The organism is Myxococcus sp. NMCA1 (assembly GCF_026810205.1).
GTDB lineage: Bacteria > Myxococcota > Myxococcia > Myxococcales > Myxococcaceae > Myxococcus > Myxococcus xanthus_A.
Genome location: NZ_CP113950.1, coordinates 3,250,222 through 3,271,718 on the forward strand (window position 1 = coordinate 3,250,222; position 21,497 = coordinate 3,271,718).

20 protein-coding genes are annotated in these 21,497 nt (G+C 69.3%); 13 read left to right on the forward strand and 7 right to left on the reverse strand.

What is annotated here, in order from left to right; all coding sequences use genetic code 11:
- Positions 1 to 42: 42 nt before the first annotated feature.
- Positions 43 to 1,113 (forward strand): ATP-dependent Clp protease ATP-binding subunit ClpX, encoded by a 1,071-nt coding sequence (gene clpX / locus OZ403_RS14050; RefSeq protein WP_140790267.1) that lies wholly within the window; start codon positions 43 to 45, stop codon positions 1,111 to 1,113.
- Position 1,114: 1 nt separating this feature from the next.
- On the opposite strand, the gene OZ403_RS14055 is transcribed toward clpX, so the two are convergent.
- Both OZ403_RS14055 and OZ403_RS14060 read right to left on the reverse strand, forming a co-directional pair.
- Positions 1,115 to 1,870, reverse strand: coding sequence for a CvpA family protein (locus tag OZ403_RS14055; protein ID WP_268784400.1), 756 nt, complete (start codon positions 1,868 to 1,870; stop codon positions 1,115 to 1,117).
- A gap of 14 nt (positions 1,871 to 1,884) precedes the next feature.
- On the reverse strand, positions 1,885 to 2,667 hold the full coding sequence (locus OZ403_RS14060) for a J domain-containing protein (protein ID WP_268784401.1): 783 nt from the start codon (positions 2,665 to 2,667) through the stop codon (positions 1,885 to 1,887).
- Between the two features lie 1,270 nt (positions 2,668 to 3,937).
- Between OZ403_RS14060 and OZ403_RS14065 the strand changes: the two genes are divergently transcribed.
- Positions 3,938 to 4,294: a hypothetical protein gene (locus OZ403_RS14065; RefSeq protein WP_140798057.1), complete on the forward strand. Its 357-nt coding sequence runs from the start codon at positions 3,938 to 3,940 to the stop codon at positions 4,292 to 4,294.
- Here OZ403_RS14065 and dnaK read toward each other — a convergent pair.
- A complete protein-coding gene (gene dnaK, locus OZ403_RS14070; RefSeq protein ID WP_140796443.1) occupies positions 4,228 to 5,835 on the reverse strand; it encodes a molecular chaperone DnaK in 1,608 nt (535 codons plus the stop codon). The two genes, OZ403_RS14065 and dnaK, sit on opposite strands and share 67 nt — an antisense overlap.
- A gap of 205 nt (positions 5,836 to 6,040) precedes the next feature.
- Here dnaK and OZ403_RS14075 point away from each other — a divergent pair, with 205 nt between their 5' ends.
- The 6 genes from OZ403_RS14075 to OZ403_RS14100 all read left to right on the forward strand — a co-directional run bounded on the left by OZ403_RS14075 (position 6,041) and on the right by OZ403_RS14100 (position 11,045).
- Positions 6,041 to 6,874 (forward strand): class II glutamine amidotransferase, encoded by an 834-nt coding sequence (locus tag OZ403_RS14075; RefSeq protein ID WP_268784402.1) that lies wholly within the window; start codon positions 6,041 to 6,043, stop codon positions 6,872 to 6,874.
- 276 nt (positions 6,875 to 7,150) lie between these two features.
- Positions 7,151 to 7,594, forward strand: a complete 444-nt coding sequence (locus tag OZ403_RS14080) for an ATP-binding protein (protein WP_140854048.1) — start codon at positions 7,151 to 7,153, stop codon at positions 7,592 to 7,594.
- Positions 7,591 to 8,256, forward strand: a complete 666-nt coding sequence (locus OZ403_RS14085) for an ATP-binding protein (protein ID WP_140798059.1) — start codon at positions 7,591 to 7,593, stop codon at positions 8,254 to 8,256. The genes OZ403_RS14080 and OZ403_RS14085 overlap by 4 nt, the downstream gene beginning before the upstream one ends.
- Before the next feature lie 48 nt (positions 8,257 to 8,304).
- Positions 8,305 to 8,637, forward strand: coding sequence for a hypothetical protein (locus tag OZ403_RS14090; protein WP_268784403.1), 333 nt, complete (start codon positions 8,305 to 8,307; stop codon positions 8,635 to 8,637).
- Between the two features lie 136 nt (positions 8,638 to 8,773).
- On the forward strand, positions 8,774 to 10,696 hold the full coding sequence (locus OZ403_RS14095) for a GYF domain-containing protein (RefSeq protein WP_268784404.1): 1,923 nt from the start codon (positions 8,774 to 8,776) through the stop codon (positions 10,694 to 10,696).
- A 19-nt stretch (positions 10,697 to 10,715) separates the two neighbouring features.
- Positions 10,716 to 11,045, forward strand: coding sequence for a DUF1330 domain-containing protein (locus OZ403_RS14100; RefSeq protein ID WP_140790281.1), 330 nt, complete (start codon positions 10,716 to 10,718; stop codon positions 11,043 to 11,045).
- Positions 11,046 to 11,133: 88 nt separating this feature from the next.
- Here the strand turns inward: OZ403_RS14100 and OZ403_RS14105 are convergent, their stop codons facing one another.
- From OZ403_RS14105 to polX, 4 genes are all read right to left on the reverse strand, one after another.
- Entirely contained in the window at positions 11,134 to 13,311 is a 2,178-nt protein-coding gene (locus OZ403_RS14105; protein ID WP_140798062.1) for a M4 family metallopeptidase, read from the reverse strand.
- Positions 13,312 to 13,537: 226 nt separating this feature from the next.
- The gene (gene mrtX, locus OZ403_RS14110; RefSeq protein WP_011552822.1) at positions 13,538 to 14,257 is read right to left on the reverse strand and encodes a myxosortase MrtX; all 720 of its coding nucleotides are present in this window, start codon (positions 14,255 to 14,257) and stop codon (positions 13,538 to 13,540) included.
- A complete protein-coding gene (locus tag OZ403_RS14115) occupies positions 14,254 to 14,874 on the reverse strand; it encodes an MXAN_2756 family trypsin-like serine endoprotease (RefSeq protein WP_268784405.1) in 621 nt (206 codons plus the stop codon). The genes mrtX and OZ403_RS14115 overlap by 4 nt, the downstream gene beginning before the upstream one ends.
- Positions 14,875 to 14,893: 19 nt before the next feature.
- The gene (gene polX / locus OZ403_RS14120; RefSeq protein WP_140796444.1) at positions 14,894 to 16,639 is read right to left on the reverse strand and encodes a DNA polymerase/3'-5' exonuclease PolX; all 1,746 of its coding nucleotides are present in this window, start codon (positions 16,637 to 16,639) and stop codon (positions 14,894 to 14,896) included.
- Positions 16,640 to 16,717: 78 nt separating this feature from the next.
- Between polX and OZ403_RS14125 the strand changes: the two genes are divergently transcribed.
- The 5 genes from OZ403_RS14125 (at position 16,718) to OZ403_RS14145 (ending at position 21,455) form a co-directional block, all read left to right on the forward strand.
- Positions 16,718 to 17,035: a Rieske (2Fe-2S) protein gene (locus tag OZ403_RS14125; protein ID WP_140790287.1), complete on the forward strand. Its 318-nt coding sequence runs from the start codon at positions 16,718 to 16,720 to the stop codon at positions 17,033 to 17,035.
- 239 nt (positions 17,036 to 17,274) lie between these two features.
- Positions 17,275 to 17,742, forward strand: coding sequence for a MogA/MoaB family molybdenum cofactor biosynthesis protein (locus OZ403_RS14130; protein WP_140878329.1), 468 nt, complete (start codon positions 17,275 to 17,277; stop codon positions 17,740 to 17,742).
- A 165-nt stretch (positions 17,743 to 17,907) separates the two neighbouring features.
- On the forward strand, positions 17,908 to 19,947 hold the full coding sequence (locus tag OZ403_RS14135; RefSeq protein WP_140854061.1) for a M20/M25/M40 family metallo-hydrolase: 2,040 nt from the start codon (positions 17,908 to 17,910) through the stop codon (positions 19,945 to 19,947).
- 106 nt (positions 19,948 to 20,053) lie between these two features.
- Complete coding sequence (locus OZ403_RS14140) at positions 20,054 to 20,410, forward strand: GatB/YqeY domain-containing protein (RefSeq protein ID WP_140790290.1); 357 nt, start codon at positions 20,054 to 20,056, stop codon at positions 20,408 to 20,410.
- 139 nt (positions 20,411 to 20,549) lie between these two features.
- Entirely contained in the window at positions 20,550 to 21,455 is a 906-nt protein-coding gene (locus tag OZ403_RS14145; protein ID WP_268784406.1) for a TIGR02757 family protein, read from the forward strand.
- Positions 21,456 to 21,497 lie beyond the last annotated feature (42 nt).

Genomic DNA, 21,497 nt, shown 5'->3' on the forward strand with positions numbered 1-21,497 from the left:
CCCGTGAGTCCTGAGGGACGCGTGGAAACAAGGGGAGGGTACATGGAGTCGTCCGCACGCAGGGAAGAAGCGGTGCTGACCCCGCGGGAAATCTACGAGCGGCTGGATCGCTTCGTCATTGGCCAGGACGCCGCCAAGCGCGCCGTGGCCATTGCGGCCCACAATCACCTCAAGCGTCTTCTGGCGCGAAGGCTGCGCCGGACGTCGCTCATCAAGAAATCCAACATCTTGCTGATGGGGCCCACTGGGAGCGGCAAGACGCACATCGCCCGCAACCTGGCGGACATCCTCCACGTGCCGTTCACCACCGTGGACGCCACCGAGTACACGGAGGCCGGCTACTACGGGAAGGATGTGGAGGTGATGATCTCCGACCTCCTCTTCAAGGCGAACCACTCCGTGGAGGACACCCAGCGGGGCATCATCTTCATCGACGAGGTGGACAAGATTGCCCGCCGCTCCCAGGGCGCCCGCAACGGCGCGGGCAGCCGCGACATCGGCGGCGAGGGTGTCCAGCAGTCACTGCTGAAGCTGCTGGAGGGCCGCGAGGTGTACGTGCCCCTCAACGTCACCCAGGCCTGGAACAAGAGCGACTTCGTGCAGGTGGACACGCGCGACATCCTCTTCATCTGCGCGGGCACGTTCAGTGACTTGCACGACGACGGGGATGAGGGGCGCCGCGCCATGGGCTTTGGCGCGGAGGACACGGCGAAGCGCAGGCAGAAGCGCATCAGCACCCGCCAGTTGACGGACTTCGGCATGCTGGCGGAATTCCTCGGCCGCCTTCCGGTGATGGTGCAGCTGGAGCGGCTGGGCGAGGAGGACCTGATTCGCGTGCTCACCGAGCCGCCGGACTCCATCGTGCGCGAGTTCCGCGAGCTGCTGTCCATGGATGACCTGGAGGTGGACTTCGCCGACCCGGGCCTGCGCGAGGTGGTGCGCTATTCCGTGGAGCGCGGGCTGGGCGCGCGAGGATTACGGTCCATCCTGGAGCACGTCATGGCGGACGTCATGTTCGAGGCGCCCGAGCGGCGGCGGCGCCAGGTGACGGTGGACGCGGGCTTCGTGCGAGAGCGGCTGCGAGGGCTGGATTCGACGCAGCTGAACGTGTGAGTCAGGGCTCGCGCTCGGAGGCACGGGCCGCGGCGCCCAACCGGGCCGCCACGTCCGGGTCCTGGATGAGCTGGAGCACACCGTCGTGGCGCAGCAGCGCGGCGGTGTCTCCTCGCGCCAGGGCCTGCTTCAGCTTCGGGTCCTGCAGCAGGCGCTGGAAGCGAGGGTCCTTGCGCAGGGCCTTGTAGGCCGGGTCGTCCTGGAGCTTCCCCGCGCGCTTCGGATCGCTGGCGGCCTTGGCGACCTCCACCAGGTTCTTCACCGGGGCGAACTGCGTCATCTCGAAGAGGTTGTAGCGGCGGGCGACCTCGATGGAGAGCGACTCCTTCGGGGACAGGCCCACGCGGCGGCCCGCGATGACGACGTGCTGTTCGAAGAAGGCGATGGCGCTGAGGACGACCCAGGCGATGATGCCCATCTTCGCGCCGCCCAGCACGAAGCCGAGGAAGCGGTCCACGCCCCGGTACTCATTGTGCTGACCGGTGGAGAGGATGCGCAGCAGCAGCGCGCCCAGGGCGTAGCGCACCGCGAGCCACGTGCAGATGAACAGGAGCACCGTGCCCACGATGGCGCCCAGGAACAGTGGGCTGCCCAGGGCTTCGGCCAGGTGTGGGGCCGACACGGGTCCCAGGCGGCGGGAGGCGAAGTAGCCCACCGCCAGGCCCACCACGTTGGCGACCTGTCGCGACGCCCCGGTGATGGCGCCGATCATGGCGAAGAACAGCACCAGTCCGAGGATGATGAGGTCGATGACCATGGGGGCCGCCGCCGTCAGCGGATCTTGAACGAGCCGCCCTTGTCACGGGACTCGTCCTGGGACTGCTTCTGGACCTCCGCCAGCCGCTCCTTGTAGCGGGCGTTGGAGGGCTCATAGGTGAGCGCCATCTTCAGGTTCCGCTCGGCGGCGGACCAGTTGCCGGCGTCCGCGTCCTTCTGCGCCTGCTGGAAGAACTGGCGTCCCTTGGGGTGGGTGCCGATCTGCTCTTCCTGCTCCTTCTTGGCGGCGGCCTTGGTCTCCGCTTCGGAGGCCTCGGTGAAGCGCAGCTTCTGGGCGCGCTCGGGGCCCGTCACGTCGACGACGTACTTCTTGCGCTTCGTGTCGTCGCGCAGGACGTAGTAGGCCTCGGTGACGCGCTTGTAGAGCTCGTTGATGCGCTCCTTCAGCTCCTTGGAGTCCATGTGGAAGAAGCGGTCCGGGTGGTAGGTGCGGCTCTCCCGGTAGAAGGCGCGCTTGATGTCCGCGGGCGTGGCGGTCCGCTCCAGCATGAGCACTTCGAAGTAGTCGATCTGGTCCAGCTTCGCGCAGCGCGATTCCAGGTCGGCGAGCTGCTGGATGTCCAGGCCCGGGCTCGTTGACGCAGCAGGCGCCGGCGGTGGCGTGACCGCCGTGGCCGCGGCAGGGGCGACGGGCGCCACGGAAGGAATCGAGGGCACCGCGCCGGATGGAGCGCGTGGGGCCGGCGTCAGCGGTGCGATGCCTGGGACGGCGGGCGCGACGGACGGGGGAGGGCGCGGCGGCGTGGCGCCGGCGGGCACCAGCGCTGGAAGGGACATGGTGGGCCGTGCCCCGGGCTTCTGCTGTGGGGCCGTGGAGGGCGCCACGGGAGGAGCGACCTGTCCCAACGCGAGTACGGGAGGCGGCCTCGACGCCGGTGCTGTTCCTTGGGGGCGCGCCGGTGCGGAAGGTACGGCGCCTGCCTGCGGCGCGGCTGCGGGGATTGCCGGGGCGACCGTCGGGACCGTCCTCGTCTGGACCGGTGCGCGGGGCGCTACCGGGGCAACGGAGGGGACGACGCCTGTCGATGAGGGCGACGCCGGAGCGCCCACGGGCGCGATGGAGGGCACTGCTCCCGCGACTGGGGACGCAGCGGCTCCAACGGGAGCGACGGGGGGAATGACTCCGGCCGAGGATGGCGATGCTGTCGAGCCCACGGGCGCGATGGAGGGCACTGCGCCCGCGAGTGGAAAGGCGGCCCCCACGGGAGCAATGGGGGGAGCGACACCAGCCGAGGATGGCGACGCTGTTGCACCCACGGGCGCGATGGCAGGGGCAACGGCGGGGATGGCGCCCATGGTGGGCCGCTGCGCCGGAGGAACAGCACCGGCCGGACGCGGAGGAGGCGTGTTTCCTCCTGCTGCTGCCGGGCGAGGCGCGGGCGTTGGTGCTCCCGCGGCATTTGGATTCGAGCCCTGGCGCGGGGCGGACGTGTGGGCTCCAGTGGCAGTGGCGCCAGCCGTCGCGACGCGTGGCACAGGCGTACTCGCGCCAGCGGCGGGGGAGGCCGGTGCCGGTCGCGAAGCGGGCGTGGTGGTGCCTGCGGGGGCCACGCGGGGTACAGGTGTGTTGGCGCCTGCGCCCGTCACCTGTCTCGGTACGGGCGTGGCGGCGCCCGCCGCTCCAGCGACCGGACGCGGTACGGGCGTGGCAGCCCCAGCTGCGCCGGCAGGTGGGCGCGGCACGGGTGTCCGAGCGTCAGCACCAGTTGCACTTGCACGAACCGCCGCCGTACCCGGCGCGGACGCCGAGGTCCCTGTGCCAGCTCCCGCCGGGCGCGGCACCGGCGTCGTGGCGACCGCGGCGGATGGCGCATCTCCAGCAGCACTATGTTGCCCCGGCACTGCGCCAGTTGCCGGCTGCCTCGCGGCAGGGCTCGTCGCGGCACCCACTGCTGGAATCGCCGGCAGCGCCGCGGGCGTGCCTCGCGGCGCAATCCCCGACCCCGGCACCGACGGCACCGCACCCGATGCCGGACGTGCCGGCGTCGCCGCGGGACTCGCACCCGGCGCCGTCGCACGTCCAGGAGTGGAAGGCGCACCCTCTCCTGTGCCCGTCCGCACCGTGGGAATCCCTGTCGTCGTGGCCCGGGGTGGCACCGGGGGCGTCACGCCGGTGGGACGTGCGACAGGTGTTCCCTGGGGCCGAGGCGGCGGAGTCGGCGCGCTGGCGGCGGGCGACGACGGAATCGTCCCGGGCGTGACGGGGCCGGGCACGGCGGCCGTCACGCGCGGGACGGCGGGCCGGGCGGGCGTGGCCGGTGTCTCGGGCGTGGCTCCCGGCGGTTTGCCGGCGCTGGGGTCTGAAGGCTCGGACATCGGCGTGGTCGAGTCGCGGCCTTACTGCGCCGCAGCGGGCAGGTCGTTGCTGTTGTGGCCGGCAAGCCGGGTGTTCCGGTTGGCCTGAATGGACTGCTGGATATCGGCCTCGCTCATGCCGGAGGACAGGGTGATGGAGGTCGACGTCTTCTGACCCGTCTCCGTGTCGCACGCGGACACGTGCACCAGTCCATCCGTGTTGATCTCGAAGGTGACCTCGATCTTCACCTCGCCGCGGTAGCCGATGCGGAAGCCCGCGAACTCGAACTCGCCGAGCATCTCGCACTCGTCGGCGCGGTTGGACTCGCCCTGGTACACGCGAATCTTCACCTTCTCCTGGCCGTCGCGGCTGGTGGTGAACGTCTTCGAGCGGTCGATGGGGACCGGCGTGTTCTTGTCGATGATCTTCTCGGTGTACCCACCCACCGTGCCGATGCGCAGCGACAGCGGCGTGACGTCCACCAGGAACGTCTGCGCCGTGCTGTCCAGCAGCGCGTGCGACTGGAGCGCCGCGCCCATGGCCACGACCTGGTCCGGGTTGATGCCTTCCATCGGCTCCTTCTGGAAGTAGTGCTTCACCGAGTTGCGGATGATGGGCAGCCGCGTCGGCCCGCCCACGAGGATGACCGCGTCGATGTCGGCGGCCGTCAGGCGCGCGCTCTGGAGCGCCTCGTCGCACACCTTGAAGGTGCGCTGCACCAGGTCCATCACCATGCGGTTGAACTGGTCCTGGTTGAGCTGCCCACGCAGGTCCATGATGTTGCCGTCCGCGTCCTGGCAGATGCCCTGGCAGAGAATCTCCGCGGAGCCCGTCTGGCCCACGTCGATCTTCGCCTTCTCCGCGGCCTCCTTGAGCATCTGCAGGCAGAACTTGTTCTGCCGCACGTCCAGGCGCGTCCGGGCCAGGAAGTCATCCGCCAGCCACGTCATGATGCGGTCGTCGAAGTCGTCGCCGCCCAGGTACGTGTCGCCCGCGGTGGCCAGCACCTCGAAGACGTCCTTGCCAATCTCCAGGATGGAGACGTCGAAGGTGCCACCGCCCAGGTCGTAGACCACCACGCGCTGGTTGACGTCACGCCCGAAGCCGTACGCGAGCGCCGCGGCGGTGGGCTCGTTGAGGATGCGCAGCACCTCCATGCCGGCGATGCGGCCCGCGTCCTTGGTGGCCTGGCGCTGGTTGTCGTTGAAGTACGCGGGCACGGTGACCACGGCCTTGGTCACCTCCTGGCCCAGGTACGTCTCCGCCACCGCCTTCATCTCCTTGAGCACCAGCGCGCTGATCTCCGGGAGCGAATAGGAGTGGTCGTTCATCGCGATGCGCACCGAGTTGTTGTCGCCCTCGACGATGCGGTACGGCATCACCGCCTGCGCCTTCTTCACCTCGTCGGAGAAGTAGTAGCGGCCGATGAGGCGCTTGGCGGAATAGACGGTCTGCTCCGGGTTGGTGATGATGTTCTTCTTGGCCGCGTTGCCGACCAGGACCGAGCCATCCTCGAGGAACGAGACGCAGGAGGCGTGAGTCGTCTCTCCCCACTCGTTGGGGATGACGATGGGCTGGCCGTCCTGGACCACCGCCACGCACGAGTACGACGTGCCCAGGTCGATGCCGATTGCGATGTCGTCCGCCATTCCGTCTCCGGTGAAGACCTTCAGCAGAGGTCCGTCGGTGAAGCGCACGGAGGTTAGGCACCCCCAGAAGCGGGTGTCAACGTTCCCGTGTCAATAAAGCCTAGCCATTTCAAGGGCTTAGCGAGGGTGCAAGGGAGCATGCCCGCTGGCTTGAGGGGGCGCTCCGAGGCCATTATCTCTCATGGCGAAGGGGGTTTATTCATCCATGTCCGTCATCCTCGCCGCTCTGACGTCCGACCCGAACCTGCTGCGCTGTGAGCTGCACCGCCTCAAAGGCCAGGTCCTGCTCCAGGGAGAGCCGAGGGCGAACGCCTTGGGGGTGGGAGCCTACGCCCAGGAGGAGGTCCTGTTGCGGCGCTTCTCCAGCGGGGAGGAACTGACCCTGGACTCGCTCGCGCCTCCGCATGAATCGGAGGCGCTGCTGTTCCACGCGGGCCGGCTGCCCGTGGGCTTGTCGCTGGAGGAGAACACCCAGCCCTTCCGCTCCCGGCGCTGGTTGTTCGCCCTTCATGGCGGCGTACAGGGTTTCGAGCTGCTTCGTGCCCCGTTGCTGGCGTCTCTGCCGGACCACCTGCGGCGTCAGGTGCGCGGCGGAACCGAGGGGGAGCTGCTGTTCGCCGTCTTCCTCAGGCGCCTGCGCGACCTGGGCCGCACGGAGGATCCACGGCTGGAGGCCGAGGTCGCTGGACGCGTGCTGGCGGACACGGCGCGCGAGGTGGCTCGGGCCGCGGCCCAGGCCGGCGTGACACGCACGCCCACGCTCAACCTGGTGGCCACCAACGGCACCATCCTGGCGGCGACCCGGTACGGCGAACATCCCTTGTACTGCACGCGGCTGGAGGGGGCGGCCGAATGCGACTTGTGCGAGGTGACGCCTGCGACGCCAGATACGCAGCCCGCGGTGGGAGCGCACCGGCGCCGTCGCACCGTGGTGGTGGCCAGCGCGCTCAAGCGCACCACGGGATGGGTGGAGCTGGCGCATGGCCACACGCTCACGGTGGGGCCGGATCTGCAGATGCACGAGCTGTCCGGCACGTGAGCGACGTGCGCGAGGAAGGCGCCTGGAGGCCGCTCCCGAAGGGGATGCGGGCCTCGGCGCCACCTCGTGGAAGTCCCGGCGGTCCAACCGTGAAGCGCTGAACTCCTGACCGCGCTTCACGAATACCCCTCATTCACATCCAGGCTTTCCCGAGATGGGCGCTCGGGGTCCGGGATGACCGCGGACCGCTTTACATCCCCAGAGGGGAAGTGCTTCCATTGGAGGGGTTTCATCGAAATATTGAAGACTTGCTGGATTTCAGTGCTCGTGTCTCCCATGTTCTCAGAAGTTGAGCCGATGTTCAGCATCGAGGTCCGCTTGAGGTCGGATGCGGCGGTCGCCGCCGCGTTGAGCCGCCGCTACGCCCGCGACCATGGCCTGACGGCGCAAGCCAGCGCCGAGGTGGCGGTGGTGGTGGGCGAGCTGGCCACCAACCTGGTGCGCCACGCGGGTGGCCGGGGTTGGGTGGAGCTGTGGCGCGAGGCGGAGTGGCTCTTCATCCGCTCGCGCGACCGCGGCCCCGGCATGGCGGACCCATCGAGGTTCTTCGCTGGCAGGGAAGGGCGTCCGGGCCCGCTGCCTGGAGAGAGCCTGGGCGAAGGCGGGGCCGCGGTGCGACGGCTCACCGACGACGTCCAGGTGGCCAACCGCGAAGGCGGTGGGTTCGAGGTGCTGGCGCGCAAGCGGGTGGTGGTCCAGGCGAAAAGGAGGCACGGTTGAGCGGTGGTTTGGTGTGGGCGCTGTTGCGCGTCTTGCAGCAGTTCATGTCGGAGACGGCGGCGCGGTTGGTGCTGCGAGGCACCGTGGAGTCCCTCCGGCTGTCCCTGGACACGGCGACCTCGGCGGACCTGCCGCGCATCATCGAGGCGCTGGAACCCGCCACCCGCCACTTCGTGGACCCTTCTCGCCGGCCGCAGATGATGGCGCAGCTTCGCGCGCAGCTCGCGCCCTCGGCGGGGCCGGAGAGCGCGGCCACTTCCGCCGCGGCGGAGGGGCGGGCCACCGCCTATCTGGTGCGCACGGAAGCGGACGCCAGTCACGCGCGGCTCGCCGCCTGGATGCTGTGCGAGTCCCTGGGCGGGCGCGGCTACGAATGCCAGAAGGTGGCCACGGCGGTGAGTGAGCTGGCGCGCAACCAGATTTCGTACGCCGGGGGCGGCACCATCCAGCTCGCGCCGCAGCTAGCGCCCAAGCGGCTGCTGCGTGTCAGCGCCGAGGACTCCGGACAAGGCATCCCGGACCTGGAGCGCGTGCTGTCGGGGACGTACAAGAGCAAGACGGGCATGGGCCTGGGTTTGTTGGGCGTGAAGCGGTTGGCGGACCGCTTCGACGTGCGCACCGGCCCGAAGGGCACGCAGGTGGACTTCGAGGTGTGGCTGTGAGGCTCGCGGTCGCTCACCGCTCCCGTCCCAAGGTGGGGGAGCTGTGGCATGGGCATCCAGCTTGAAGGCGTGGAGACGGCGTTGGGGCTGGAGGAAGGCCTGGCGTTGCTCGGCATCGAGGTCACGGGCGCGCGCAGCGCCGCCGCGGAGCGCGAGGCCGCGCAGTTGCTGGCGGAGGAGATGCTCGGCCTGGTGGTGCCCGCGCCCACGAAGTCCTCTGTTCGATTGCCCACGGAGCTGACAGGGAAGCCGGATGTGCCAGAGCGTGCCGCGAGGTGTGAGGGCACTGCTCTCGCTCCCACGCGTGGCGCGTCGACGGCTGTGTGTTCATGCCGCACAGTCGGGGCATTGTACGAAGGTGGGGCATGGGAACTACGCTAGGGCTCCGTCCCACGTGGGGGCTGTGTCCACCTCCGCGCAGATGCTCGCCGTTGACGAATCGCCGTGGTGGCATTCCATTGGGTGAGGTCTGATGGTGCGGCTTAATCGGGACCGGATGGAATCAAGGAGCGGGTCGATGGCCGGCAACTCAGGGGAAGACAACGCCAACCCGGGACACGCCCGGGAGGTCGCCCCAGAGCGCCCTGACGAGGGCGATTCGCCCGTGCTGGATGGCGTGTCGGATGCGGAGCTGGACGCCATCGTGGGCCAGCTGCGCACGGACAAGAGCCTTCGTGTCCGGCCCAGCGCGCAGCCGCGCTATCGCGAGGCCACGCAGTCGGAGCGACTGCATCGGGGCGCGGGCCGTTCACGGGCGTCCACCTTGGGCGAGGAGGAGGCGCCGCCGAAGGAAGCCGCGCCCGTCGTGAAGCATGCCTGGTACTTCGTCACGGGCGGCGCGGCCTACGGTCCTCACGACCTCGCGGACCTGAAGGCCCACGTGGAGCGGGGTTTTCTGGGCTTTGATTCCCTGTGCTGGCGCGAGGGGTTCAGTGAGTGGCTGCCCCTGGGACACATCCCGGAACTCGCGTCCGCGCTGTTGCCGCCGTCCGTGCCCGCGGGACCTCCGCCCGTGCCACCGGAAGCATCCAGGGCCTTCATGCCCCAGGCCGCGCGCGCGGTGGACGTGTCCGAGGCCACCACGGAGCGGGTAATCCTGAACGCGCCGGGCACGGTGGTGCCCCCCTTCGCGGCCATTGCACCGGCCGCCGTCGTGGCGGCTCCCGCGGTGAGCGCGGCCGCCATTCCGCAGGCGACTGGCGCACTGCTTCCCGTGGAGGGCCCAGGGGCTCCGGCCGCGAGCGGCTTCGTTGGGACGGAACCGGAAGCGGTTGTCGCGACGCTCGCACCGGAACCTGTCACCGCGCCGGCCGCGAGTGACTTCGCCGCATACGGAGCCCCGGCGTCGGACCCGATGCCCGTGGCGGAGCCCGTGGGGACCCACGCGGTGCTTGCGTCGCCGTCGTCCGAGGAACGCGCGCGTCGCAAGCGCAGGCTGGGTTTCATCCTGGCGGGTGGTGCCATCGGCGGCATGTCGGTGGCCCTGGCGCTGGGCGTCTTTGGTGGTGGTGGCGGCCGTGGTGCCGCGAGCCCCGGTGATGCCGTGGACACGACGCGTGGCACCGGTGCGCCGCCGCCCGCGGAACAGCCGGTGGCCGCCGCGCCCACGCCGGAAGCGGTCGCGGCCGCGAGCCAGGGCGGCGCGGCGTCTGGCACCTCCACGTCAGCGGGCGGCACTGGCAGCGCGAGTCCGGGCCTCAGCGGCGCGGGCGTCGCGACGTCGGCCGCCGAGAGCGCGCGCGACCCGAGCCCGGTGCGGGAGCCCACACGCCCGTCGACGCCCTCGCTCTCGGCCGCCTCGGTCGATCGCGGAGGCCGCGTGCCGGAGCTGACCGGCACGGAGAGCACGGCGCGCGCCGCGACCGGCGGCGGACGGCCGTCGCCGGAGGAGCGCGTCTTCGAGCGGCCCACGGGCAGTCTCTCCTCGCGAGACGTCGCCGTGGCCTTCGTCATCGGGAAGCACTCCGTGGCGCCTGCTCCGGAGCCGGAGCCCGCCAAGCGGCCCGCGACGACTGTGGCGGAAGCCGCGACGGCTGGCAGCTCGGAGGACGACCTGGGGCCCGACGCGGACTTCGACCGCATGCTCTCCGGCCCAGGGCCCAACGCCACCAAGCACCACAAGCCGACCGTCTATGTTCCGCCCGACCCGACGGCGCCGCGCGAGTCGCTCGACCTGGCCACCGTCTTCGCGGTGGTGCATGCCCGGCGTTCGGAGCTCTCGGCGTGTGCCCGGGAGCAGTCCGCGCCGCCGCAGGAGGGGGACCGGGCAGTGCTGCGCCTGAGCGTCCTGCCGAGTGGGAAGGTGGAGTCCATCACCACCGAGACGCCGTGGCTGCGAGGCACGTCGCTCGTGCGTTGCATGCAGCAGAAGATAGGCGCCTGGACGTTTCCCAGGCATCGAACGCAGGGAGCGCCCGTCGTCTTCCGATACGAGTTCTGAGCCGCCGCAAGGAGCGCCCATGCCTGCGTACGTCCTGGTCGAGGTCTCGGTGCACGACGCGCAGACCTACGAGCGGTACAAGCAGCTCGCGCCTCCGTCGCTCAAGCCCTACGGGGGCCGCTACCTTGTCCGGGGCGGTCCCACCCAGGCCCTGGAAGGCACCTGGCAGCCCCCGCGCTTCGTCCTGCTGGAGTTCCCCAGCGTGGAGCTCGCCAGGGCCTGGTGGGCATCCCCGGAATACGCCGCCGCCAAGGCGCTCCGCCACGAAAGCGCGCACTCCATCATGTTGCTGGTGGAGGGCGTGCCGGCCACGACGCCCGTCACTGAAATAGGGGAGTCGCCGGCCTGAGAAGCCGCTGGAAAGCCGAAGCCCGGCGCCAGTCCGCGGTGTGTCGCGGGCCGGGCCGGGCTCGGGTGTCTTCAGTGAAGCGGGAGGACTAGTTCACGCCGACGGCGGTCCAGCTCTCCTTGACCTTCGCCACTTCGGCGGAGTCCGCGCCGTAGAGGTCCGTGGCCGCGTTGATGGTCGCGGTGCGGGCCTGGGCGAACGTGGTGCTCGGCGTCATGTAGTGGGCCAGGGCGCGGTAGTAGATCTTCAGGCCCTTCTCCATGCCGATGGCGTCCTTCACCTCGACGCCGGACGTGCGGTTGGTGCCGCCGTTGGTCAGCAGGTAGAAGGCGTTGTTCGCGATGCCGCTGGAGCCGTGCACCTCGGTCTGCTTCGGGTAGTTCTTGTAGTTGTCGATCGAGTACTTGTCCTTCGTCGGATCGTCCATGTAGCGCAGACCGTCGGTGGGGTCGCCGTCCGTCGGCGTCCAGGCCGTCTCGCCCACCGTCCAGTTGAACTTCACGTCGGGGTTCTTCTGGGACGCGTACCACTCGAGGCCAGCGCCCATGATGTCGCTCATCGCCTCGTTCAGACCACCGGACTCGCCGCGGTAGATGAGGCCGGCGGTGCGCTCGGTGAGGCCGTGGGCAATCTCGTGGCCCGCGATGTCCAGCGCGGTGAGCGGACCGGAGTTGCGGCCGTCGCCGTCGCCGTAGCTCATCTTCTCGCCGTCCCAGTACGCGTTCACGTAGTTGTTGCTGACGTGGACGTAGGACACCAGCTTCTCACCCGCGCCGTCGATGGAGTCACGGCCGAGGATGTCCTTCATGTAGTCGTACATCATCTGGCCGCCGTAGTGCGCGTCCACCGCAGCCTTGTTGCGCTCCGGATCCGTGGCCTCGCCCCAGACGTCGTTGTTGTCCTTGATGGGCGTCTGGCCGCTGGCGCGCTCGCGGTTCATCGCGTCGTAGGTCGCCACGCCCTTGCCGCGCGTGCCGTCCTCGAGCGTGTACGTGCCGTCCGCCTGCTTCTTCGTTTCCAGCGCGACCTTGCCGCTGTACATGGACGTGTCGTCCGCGATCTTCTCGCCGGGACCGGGCTCGTTGGGCTCAACGGCCTTCGGGGTGATGGTCAGGCCCCAGCTGTTCAGCGTGCCCGTGTCGCGGCGCGCGTTGTCCTTCACCGACAGCGTCCACTCGCCCTTCGCGGACTCGCCCGCGAAGCCGCTCAGGTCGAAGCTGCCCTTGATGTGGTCCGCGCTGCCACCCTTGCGGTTGTGCACCGTCTCCGACTTGCCGGAGGGGCTGGTGAGCGTGACCGACAGGTCGCCCTTGAACGTGTGGTCGATGTCCAGGTCCAGCTTCAGCTGGTCCACAGTGCCGTCCTGGGTCACGTTGATCTTCGACGTGACGGTGGTCAGGTCGGCGATCTCCGCCTTCGGCGTGGCCGAGGCCTTGATCTCGGAAGGCGTCGCGGCAGCGCTGTGGGCGTGGTCGGCGTGGTCCGCGCCTTCGGCGTGGCTGTGGCCGTGCGCGGCGCCGCGCTGGCGGGCGAAGCCGTCAATGGCGTTGAACTGCTCGAAGAGCTTCCCGGTGTTGGCGTCCACCAGGTAGTTCATCTTGCGCGGATTGTCGGTGCCATCCACGTTGGTGACTTCCACCCGGTAGGCGGAGTGGTACTCACCGGAGATGTCCTTGTAGATGACGCGCTCGGAGTTCGGCTGGCGGTCCGGCTTGCCGTCGAACGCCTTCATCGCGATGTCCAGCGCCTGGCTGTGCGTCACCTTGGGCTTCTGCGTGCCCAGGCCGGCCGGGATCTCAGACTGGTCGCCGGTGGTGTTCTTGACCTTGCCCTCGGAGTCGAGGTGCGTGACGACCTGCTCGCCGAAGACCTTCACGCCCTCGTGCTGGCGGTCCAGACGCACGTGCGTCATGCCCAGCGAGTCACGCTCCACGCTCTTCGGCGTGTACGCCGGGAACTGCACGCCGCCGATGATGCCGGGGTTGCGGATGGAGGTCTGGGTGGTGGGGGCCAGGTGCGCCAGCGACGCCTGGATGGCGGTCTGCGCCTCGCGGCTGTCCAGGGAGAGCCGGCCCACGGGAGGCGGCAGCGGCTTCAGCGTCTTCTCCGCGCGCGCCAGGTCCGACGTCTTGGCCGCGGGGCCGAACCCATCCTTGATGACGTTCGGGGTGATGGTCGCGGGCTTCGCAGCCGTCTTCGACTGAGCCTCGGAAGCAGCAGTGGGGCGAATCGTGGGCTTCGGACCTTCGGTGCGGCGAATCGTCATTGGGGGGCTCGAACTCAGTGCAAGGGGGTTGAAGAGTTATCGCCGCAGTGTGGCTCGGAGTTTCTTGTGATATTTTCGACGCAATAAGCCATTCCCGGAAGGCAAGTAAAACCTTGTCGAAGTTCCGTTGAAATCAGGTTGCGGGCGCGTAAACACGCCCGTGTTTCACGGACGGTGGGCGCGGCGCTGCTGCACGGAGTGGGGGCGCGGCGAAACTCGGCGGAAATCAGCCGAAAAAAGAAACCTCGAGAAACCGCACATAGAGGTTGCAAGCTGCGTGAAACAAGGCGGCGCCGATGACGGTGCCGGTGCGCTCCCGCATCCACCCGAAGATCAGCGCCGGGAAGAACACGGACAGCCGCCACGCCTGGAAGATGGCCAGGTGGCCCAGGGCGAACAGCAGCGCCGTCAGCCAGAAGGCGGGGCCCAGCCGGCCCCCCAGGAACTTGCGGCCCTGGGGCCAGGCGTCGCGCAGCCGCGTCTGGAGGTAGCCCCGGTAGAAGAACTCCTCCGGCAGCGCGACGACGAAGAGCTGGTCGATGAACCACTCTCCGAAGCGCGGGGGCAGGCGGGGCTGGAAGCGGGCCTCGCCCATCAGCGGCGTGAGGTGCTTGGCCAGCGCCGGGGGCAGGTGGGGCAGCACCTCCACGAACGCGGCGAAACCCAGGAAGAAGAGGGGGCCCACCACCGCGGACAGCAGCAGGAACAGGCGCAGGTCCTCGCGCCACGCGCGCAGCGACAGGCCGTAGTCCCCGTAGTCCTCGTCCCGCCAGCGCATGGGGATGAGCGGCAGGTAGAGGAATCCCACCGTCGCGACCAGCTTGGGGATGCTGGTGCCGCCCAACAGGAGGAAGGCGGCGACGATGGACAGGAAGCCCACCGCCCACAATCCCACCGCTTCCTGCACGGCGTTCGGTCGCCAGGGAGTCGTCACGGCCTGGGTCATGGCATGTCCACCGACGCCAGCTCCACCTTCACCGCGTTCAGCGGCAGCACCCGGCAGCCGCGACGGTGCTTCTTCACCACTACCGCCACCAGCCGCCCCTCCGCGTCGAAGACGGGGCTGCCCGCGGGCAGGGCCAGGGGGATGTCATAGAAGGGGGCCTGGGTCGCCCGGGCTCGCGCCGGCACGGGGCGCGCGGGCTGTCCCTTCTTGGCGGGGAGGACGCCCACCAGCCAGCGGCCGTCGAGGCTGTCGCCTTCCCGAAGCACCTTCACGGGCGCCGCCGGGTACGCGCCATCCGGAGCGGCGAGCACCGCCACCTGGAGGTCCTGGCTGGCCATCACCACCCGGGCGGGCAGCGTCTTTCCGTCGTGCTCCACCGTGGCGGCATTCAGGCCGGTGAAGCTGGCCCCCACGGGAGTGACGGAGGTGAGGACCTGCCCCGCGGACCCCACGAAGACGCCGGGCCCCTCGTTCCGAGGACCCTTGACGTGCACCACCGAGCGTCCGTGTCGCTCCAGCACCCGTTGGAGGTCGGCGCGCGAGGGCTTTTCGGCCTCCGCTGCGGCGGAGGCGAAGGGGAGGAGGCAGAGGAGGAGCAGCGGCGGCAGGCGGGACATCGGCGGGTGCCGCAGCCTATCACCGGCGCTCGCGCAGCGCGGTGACGAAGCGGTCCGCCGGGAGCGTGTTGAGCACGTCCCCCTTCCGGGCCCAGCCCCGGCGCGCGGTGGCCACCGCGAAGGCCAGGTTCCTCAGGTCCTCCTTCTGGTGCGCGTCGCAGCTCACCACCAGTCGGACGCCCCGCTTCACGGCCTGCCGGACATATTCGGCCTTGATGTCCAGCCGCGCGGGCTTGCCGTTGACCTCCACCGCCACGCCACGCTCGGCGGCCCGCTCCAGGACCTCGTCCATGCGGACGGGGTAGGGCTCCCGGCTGTTGATGAGCCGGCCGGTGGGGTGCCCCAGAATCTGGAGGCAGGGGTTGTCCAGCGCGGCCAGCAGCCGGCGCGTCATCTGGTCCTCGTCCATGCCGTGCCGGACGTGGATGGAGCCGATGACGACCTCGAGCTGCTCCAGGACGCTGTCGGCGTAGTCGAGCGCGCCGGACTCCAGGATGTCGACCTCAATGCCCTTGAGCAGCCGCACGCCGGAGACGGCCGCGTTGATGCGGTCGATCTCCTCCCACTGGCGCTTGAGGTCATCCACCTTCAATCCGCCTGCGTAGATGGCTGCCTCGCTGTGCTCGGTGACGGTCAGGTACTTCAGGCCCAGCGCCCGCGCCGCGAGCGCCATCTCCTCCAGGCTGTTGCGCCCGTCGGACCAGGTGCTGTGCGCGTGGACCGCGCCCTGGACGTCCTCCAGCGTGAGCAGGTCCTTGGGGAGCTGTCCCTCGCGTGCGGCCTCCACCTCGCCGTTGTCCTCCCGCAGCTCGGGGGGCACGTACTGCATGTCCAGCAGGGCGTAGAGCCCGGACTCCTCCGTCACGGGCACCTTGGTGCCGTCGTCCCGGTGGACGCCCCATTCGGAAATCTTGAGGCCGCGCTCCTGCCCCAGGTTGCGCAGGCGGATGTGGTGCGCCTTGGAGCCGGTGAAGTGGTGCAGGGCGGTGGCGAAGTCCTCGTCGGGCAGCACGCGCAGGTCCACCTGGAGGTCACCGGCCTCCAACCGCACGGAGCATTTGCTTTCGCCCTTGCCCAGCACCGCGGCCACGCCGGGTGCGTTCGCCAGGGCATCCAGCACCGGTCCGGCCTCCGGCGCGGAGGCGATGATGTCCACGTCCGCCACGGTCTCCGCCTGCCGGCGCACGCTGCCACCCAGGCTGGCGCGCACCACGCCCGGCGCGGCCTTCACCCGCTCCAGCAGCGCCGTGGCCACCGGCAGCACCTCGCCCAGCAGCTTGCGCTCGCCGCGCGCGCGCCGGTACAGGGCGATGCCTTCCAGCATCTTCGCTTCGCTCTTCGCGCCGAAGCCTCGGAGCTGCCGCACGCGGCCCTCACGGCAGGCCCGCTCCAACTCCTCGATGTTGCTCACCTGGAGCTCACGCCAGAGCGTGGCCACCTTCTTCGGCCCCACGTCGGGCAGCTGCGTCAGCTCCAGCAGCCCGGGAGGAAACTGCGCCCGCAGCTCCTCCAGGTAGCCGAGCCGGCCGGTGGACACCAGCTCGGAGATCTTCTCGGCGAGCGCGCGGCCGATGCCTGGGAGGCTCTCCAGCCGGCCTTCCGCGACCAGGGGGCCCAGCTCCTGGGGAAGCCCGGCGATGCGGTCCGCCGCCATGTCATAGGCGCGGACGCGGAACCCGCTTTCTCCCTGGAGCTGGAGCAGGAGGGAAATGTCACGGAGGACCTGGGCGACGGTGGCCTTGTCGACAGCAGTGGGGATGGTCACGTCGGGAGTCACGGGGAGAAGGTAATGCCCGGGCATCGGGAGTGCAGCCAGTCCCGCGTTGTGGGAAAAGGGGCCGCGATGACGAAGATCAAGCTGGGACCGGCGGACTTCGCCGAGAGGGAAATGCGGGGCTACGAGGTCGGCAAGCGCAACGTGTGTATCGCGAAGATCCACGGGCGCTACAAGGGCTTGGATGACTGGTGCAACCACGCCGGGTGTCTGCTGTCCGGAGGTCGCATCGAGGACAACATGGTCGTCTGCCCGTGTCATGAGGTCGGTTTCGACATGGACACCGGGCACAACGCGACCTCGCCGGGGGTCTGTGACGACCAGCCGACGGTGCAGGTCGCGGTCGAAGACGGCGCGCTCGTCATCGATTGGCCCGACACGCCCTGAAGTCCCTCTCGCACTCGGGAGTACCTGCCATGGCACACGACGGACACGACCACGACCACGACCATGGGCCTCACGGGCACCATCATCACGACCACGGGCCCCACGGGCATCATGGTCACGAGCACGACCACGGGCCTCATGGGCACCACGGTCATGACCACGACCACGCGCATCATCACCACCACCACCCGCACGGCCAAGACCACGGCCCGGCGGAGGAGCACAAGGCGCGAGCGCCGGTGCATGTCAGCACCTTCATCGTGACGTGCTCGGACAGCCGGGACGCGGCGCGCGATGACAGTGGCCGGGTCCTGCGCGAGGGCCTGGAGGCGGCGGGGCATGGCATTGCTGGCACCCTCGTGGTGAAGGATGACCCGGAAGCCATTCGCGGCGCACTGGAATCCGCGCGCGAGGCGGGAGCCCGGGCCGTGCTGTTCACCGGAGGCACCGGCATTGGCCGGCGCGACTGCACGGTGGAGACGCTGCGCCCGCTGTTCGAGAAGGAACTGCCAGGGTTTGGTGAACTCTTCCGGATGCTGTCCTATCGACAGGTGGGAAGCGCGGCGATGATGTCCCGCGCCACGGCGGGCACCTATCAGGGGATGATTCTCTTCGCGCTGCCGGGCTCGCCCAAGGCCGTGCGGCTCGCGTTGGAGGCGCTCATCCTCCCCGAGCTGGGCCACGCCGTCCGTGAGCTGTCGCGTTAGCGTCCGCTCCGCGCTTGTCTCAAGCCACGAGAATGGCTGAGGCCGGCGTGTTTCGTCGCGAGCAGTGTCCCCTGTTTTCGCGGGAAGTGTAAGTTGACGGTGAAGGCAGGGACTTCTCTCCCTGCCATCTCAACCGCACGTCCCCGCCTGGCAGTGGAGAAACGTATGTACATGAAGCGCCTCGCTTCAGTCCTCCTGGTGCTCTGTAGTGTCTCGGCGTTCGCGAAGGCGCCCCCGGCGAAGGCTCCCGACCACGAGGTGTGGATCACCCTCGGCTCGGATGCCCTCGAACACGTCAACGCCGCTTTCGCCAGCGCCGGGCATGCGGCGCCCTCGCTGCGCGGGCAGAAGGCGGACGTCACCGCGCTGCGCGTGCGGGAGTCCCAGCTCAACCTCATCTCGCGGATGATGCACGAGAAGCTCAACCGCTGTGGTGGCTTCATCTACCATGACACTGAAGCGGCCGCGCTCGCCGCCCTGGACCCGTCGGTCGCGGCGAAGGCCGCCAAGGCCACGGCCGTCACGTACAGCCTCGACAACGCGTCGACGGTCAACGCGTTGCAAGCGGGGGTTCAGGAACTCGCCATCCGAGGAGTCATCGACCACCTGTCCAGCTACGCGACGCGTTACTACACGTCGACGACGGGCGTGACGTCCGCCAACTGGCTGAAGGGCTACTGGGAGTCGCTGGTTCCGGCGACGCGCTCCGACGTCACCGTCGAATTCTTCAACCACGCCTCGTGGGCGCAGCCCTCCGTCATCCTGACGATTACCGGCGCCACCATGTCGGAAGAGGTCGTCGTGCTCGGTGGCCACCTGGACTCCACCAGCAACGGCAGCACGGCTCCCGGCGCGGACGACGATGCCTCGGGAATCGCCACGCTCACCGAGGTGATTCGCGTGGCCATGCTCCAGAACTACCGCCCGGAGCGCACCGTGAAGTTCATGGCCTACGCGGCCGAGGAAGTGGGCCTGCGCGGCTCTTCGGCAATCGCCACCAAGTACGCGGCGGATGGAGTCGACGTGGTGGGCGTGCTCCAGCTCGACATGACGAACTACAACCTGCGGTCGAACATCGACGTGGCCTTGGTGAGCGACCGGACGAACGCGGCGCAGAACACGTTCGTCACCAACCTCATCGACACGTATCAGCCTGAACTCGAATGGAGCACGACGGTGTGTGGCTACGCGTGCTCGGACCATGCGTCTTGGACGAGCGCGGGCTTCGCGGCCTCGATGCCCTTCGAGGCGCCGCTGAGCGCGTCCAACCCGTATATCCACACCGTCAATGACACGCTCCACAACAGCGGGGGCGATGCCCGTCACGCGCTCAAGTTCGCGAAGCTGGCCGCCGCGTACGTGGCGGAGCTGGCGAAGGGTGGGGTGGTGATTGACCAGACGCCGCCGGAGGTCGCCATCACCGGCCCTTCGGCTGGCAGCACGGTGTCTGGAGTCACGACCGTCACGGCCTCGGCCACGGATGCTTCCGGTGTGAACCGCGTGGAGTTCTTCGTGGACGGCGAATTGAAGGCGACGGACACCACGGCGCCGTACGCGTTCAACTGGGACACAGCCGCGGTGCCGAATGGCAGCCACACCGTGACGGCGCGGGCGGTGGACCTCGTGGGTGTCGCGGCGACCAGCGGCGGGGTGTCCGTGACGGTGAGCAATGCCACCAGCACGGCGGGCTTCGATTCGGTCCTGAGGGCGCCGCGGTGTGTCTCGGCCTCCAACGCGTGTGATTCCGGGACGCTGCTCAACGGCCGCGCCGGAATCGGGCCCGAGTCGAACGCGCCCAACACCATCAAGAATTCCTGCCGGGATGGCGTGTCGGGTGCGTACCTGTTGGACCAGTCGAACGAGCGCATCGTGGTGTCCACGCTGGATGGGACGAACTTCGCGCCGGGCAAGTTGGTGCGCATCGATGCCACGGTCTTCGCCTTCAACAAGCTCAACGACAAGCTGGACCTGTTCTACGCGGCCGACGCCAACAACCCCGTCTGGCAGGTCATCACCACGCTGCCCGTTCCGTCCAAGGGCCTCCACACGCTGACCGTCACCTACACGCTGCCGGAGGGCAGCAGCGCCCAGGCCGTGCGCGCGGTCTTCCGGAACCGCGGAAGCCAGACGCCTTGCATGGAAGGCAACTACAACGACCACGACGACCTCATCTTCGCCGTGCAGCCGTCCGCGTTGCTGCGTTAACGCTCCCGGTGCGTCGGGTCTCCAGGCCGCATCGCTGCCTGGGCCTGGAGACCTCCGACGGAGCGCGCACCTTGAGTCGCCCCACGCGCGTCGATAGGGTGCGCACATGCGAACCGTGGATGAGTGGAAGGCGGCACTGCGCGCTGCATTGAAGGAGGCCATGCTCACACGGAGCACGCAGGCTTCAGCGGTGCTTCGTGAGGCGCTCGCGGCCATCGACAACGCGGAAGCACCGGACATGCGCGTGGCGCCCACCGCCGTCGGTGGCGAGTTCGCCGGAAGCGCGGGTGGGCTGGGACGTGGAGAAGTGCTCCGGCTGGCGTTGACGCCGGAGGCCGTGAAGGCCGTCATCGACCGCGAGCTCCAAGAGCGGCGGGATGCGGTGGCCCTCTACGAGAAGCTGGGGAAGCACGACGAGGCGAGCGCCGTGAAGGCACAGCTGGACGTGCTGCTGGCGCTTTGAGGGAAGACGGGACGGCGGCCCGCCGTTCTCGCACCATGTGGGAGTCCCTGTCGTGACAGCGCGCTCGAGGAGCCGCACCGCCCCGGCCACTGGCCTTTCCCCGCGAGCCGCCGAGCACCTCCGGCCACGGCTGGAAGCCGTGCTGACGTCCACTGACGCGCGCGCACGCATCGCCTTCGATCCGGTGGAGTTCCCGCACCGCTACGAAGACCCGCGCGACATCGAGGTCAGCGCGTTGCTGGCGGCCGGGTTGGCGTACGGCCGCGCGGACTTGTTCCGTCCCAAGGTGGACGCACTGCTGCGCCGCATGGGCGCGTCTCCCGCCGCCTTCGTCAAGGCACTGGACGTGGTGGGCGCGCGGGCGCTGCTCGAAGGCTTCGTGTACCGCTTCAACGTGGGCACGGACGTAGCGGTGCTCCTGCTGGGCATGGGCCGCGTGCTGCGGGAGCTGGGCAGCCTGGAGGCGTTGTTCCTCCAGGGGCTCCAGGCGCGTGACACCCTGCACGGCGCGTTGGACCACTTCACGACGGGCCTGCGCGCCATCCCCATGGAGGCCTTGCGCAAGGCGCTGGGGCCAGAGCGCGGCCTGCACCACCTGCTGCCCTCTCCGCTGGGTGGGGGAGCGGCCAAGCGTCTCAACCTCTACCTCCGGTGGATGGTGCGGGGGCCGGACACCGTGGACTTCGGCATCTGGAGGCGCGTGCCACCTTCCGCGCTCCTGATTCCTTTGGACACCCACATTGGCCGCATCTCGCGGCACCTGGGACTGACTCACCGCAATGATTTGACGTGGCGCACGGCGGAGGAGGTGACAGCCGCGTTGCGCGTGTTGGACCCGGCCGACCCCGTCCGTTACGACTTCGCACTGTGTCACTACGGCATGAGTGGGGCCTGCCCTGCCCAACCCATCGCGGAGAATTGCGGTCGCTGCCCGCTGCTGCCGGCGTGCGCCGTGGGGCCACAGGTGGTGGCGGCGGCGACCCGCCGGGTCCAAGGAACCACCGCTCGGAAGGGCAGAGAACTGTCGGCGACGCGACGACGTTGACCGTGGAGCGCCCGGGCGCTGCAATGGGTACGTGGCTCCGGC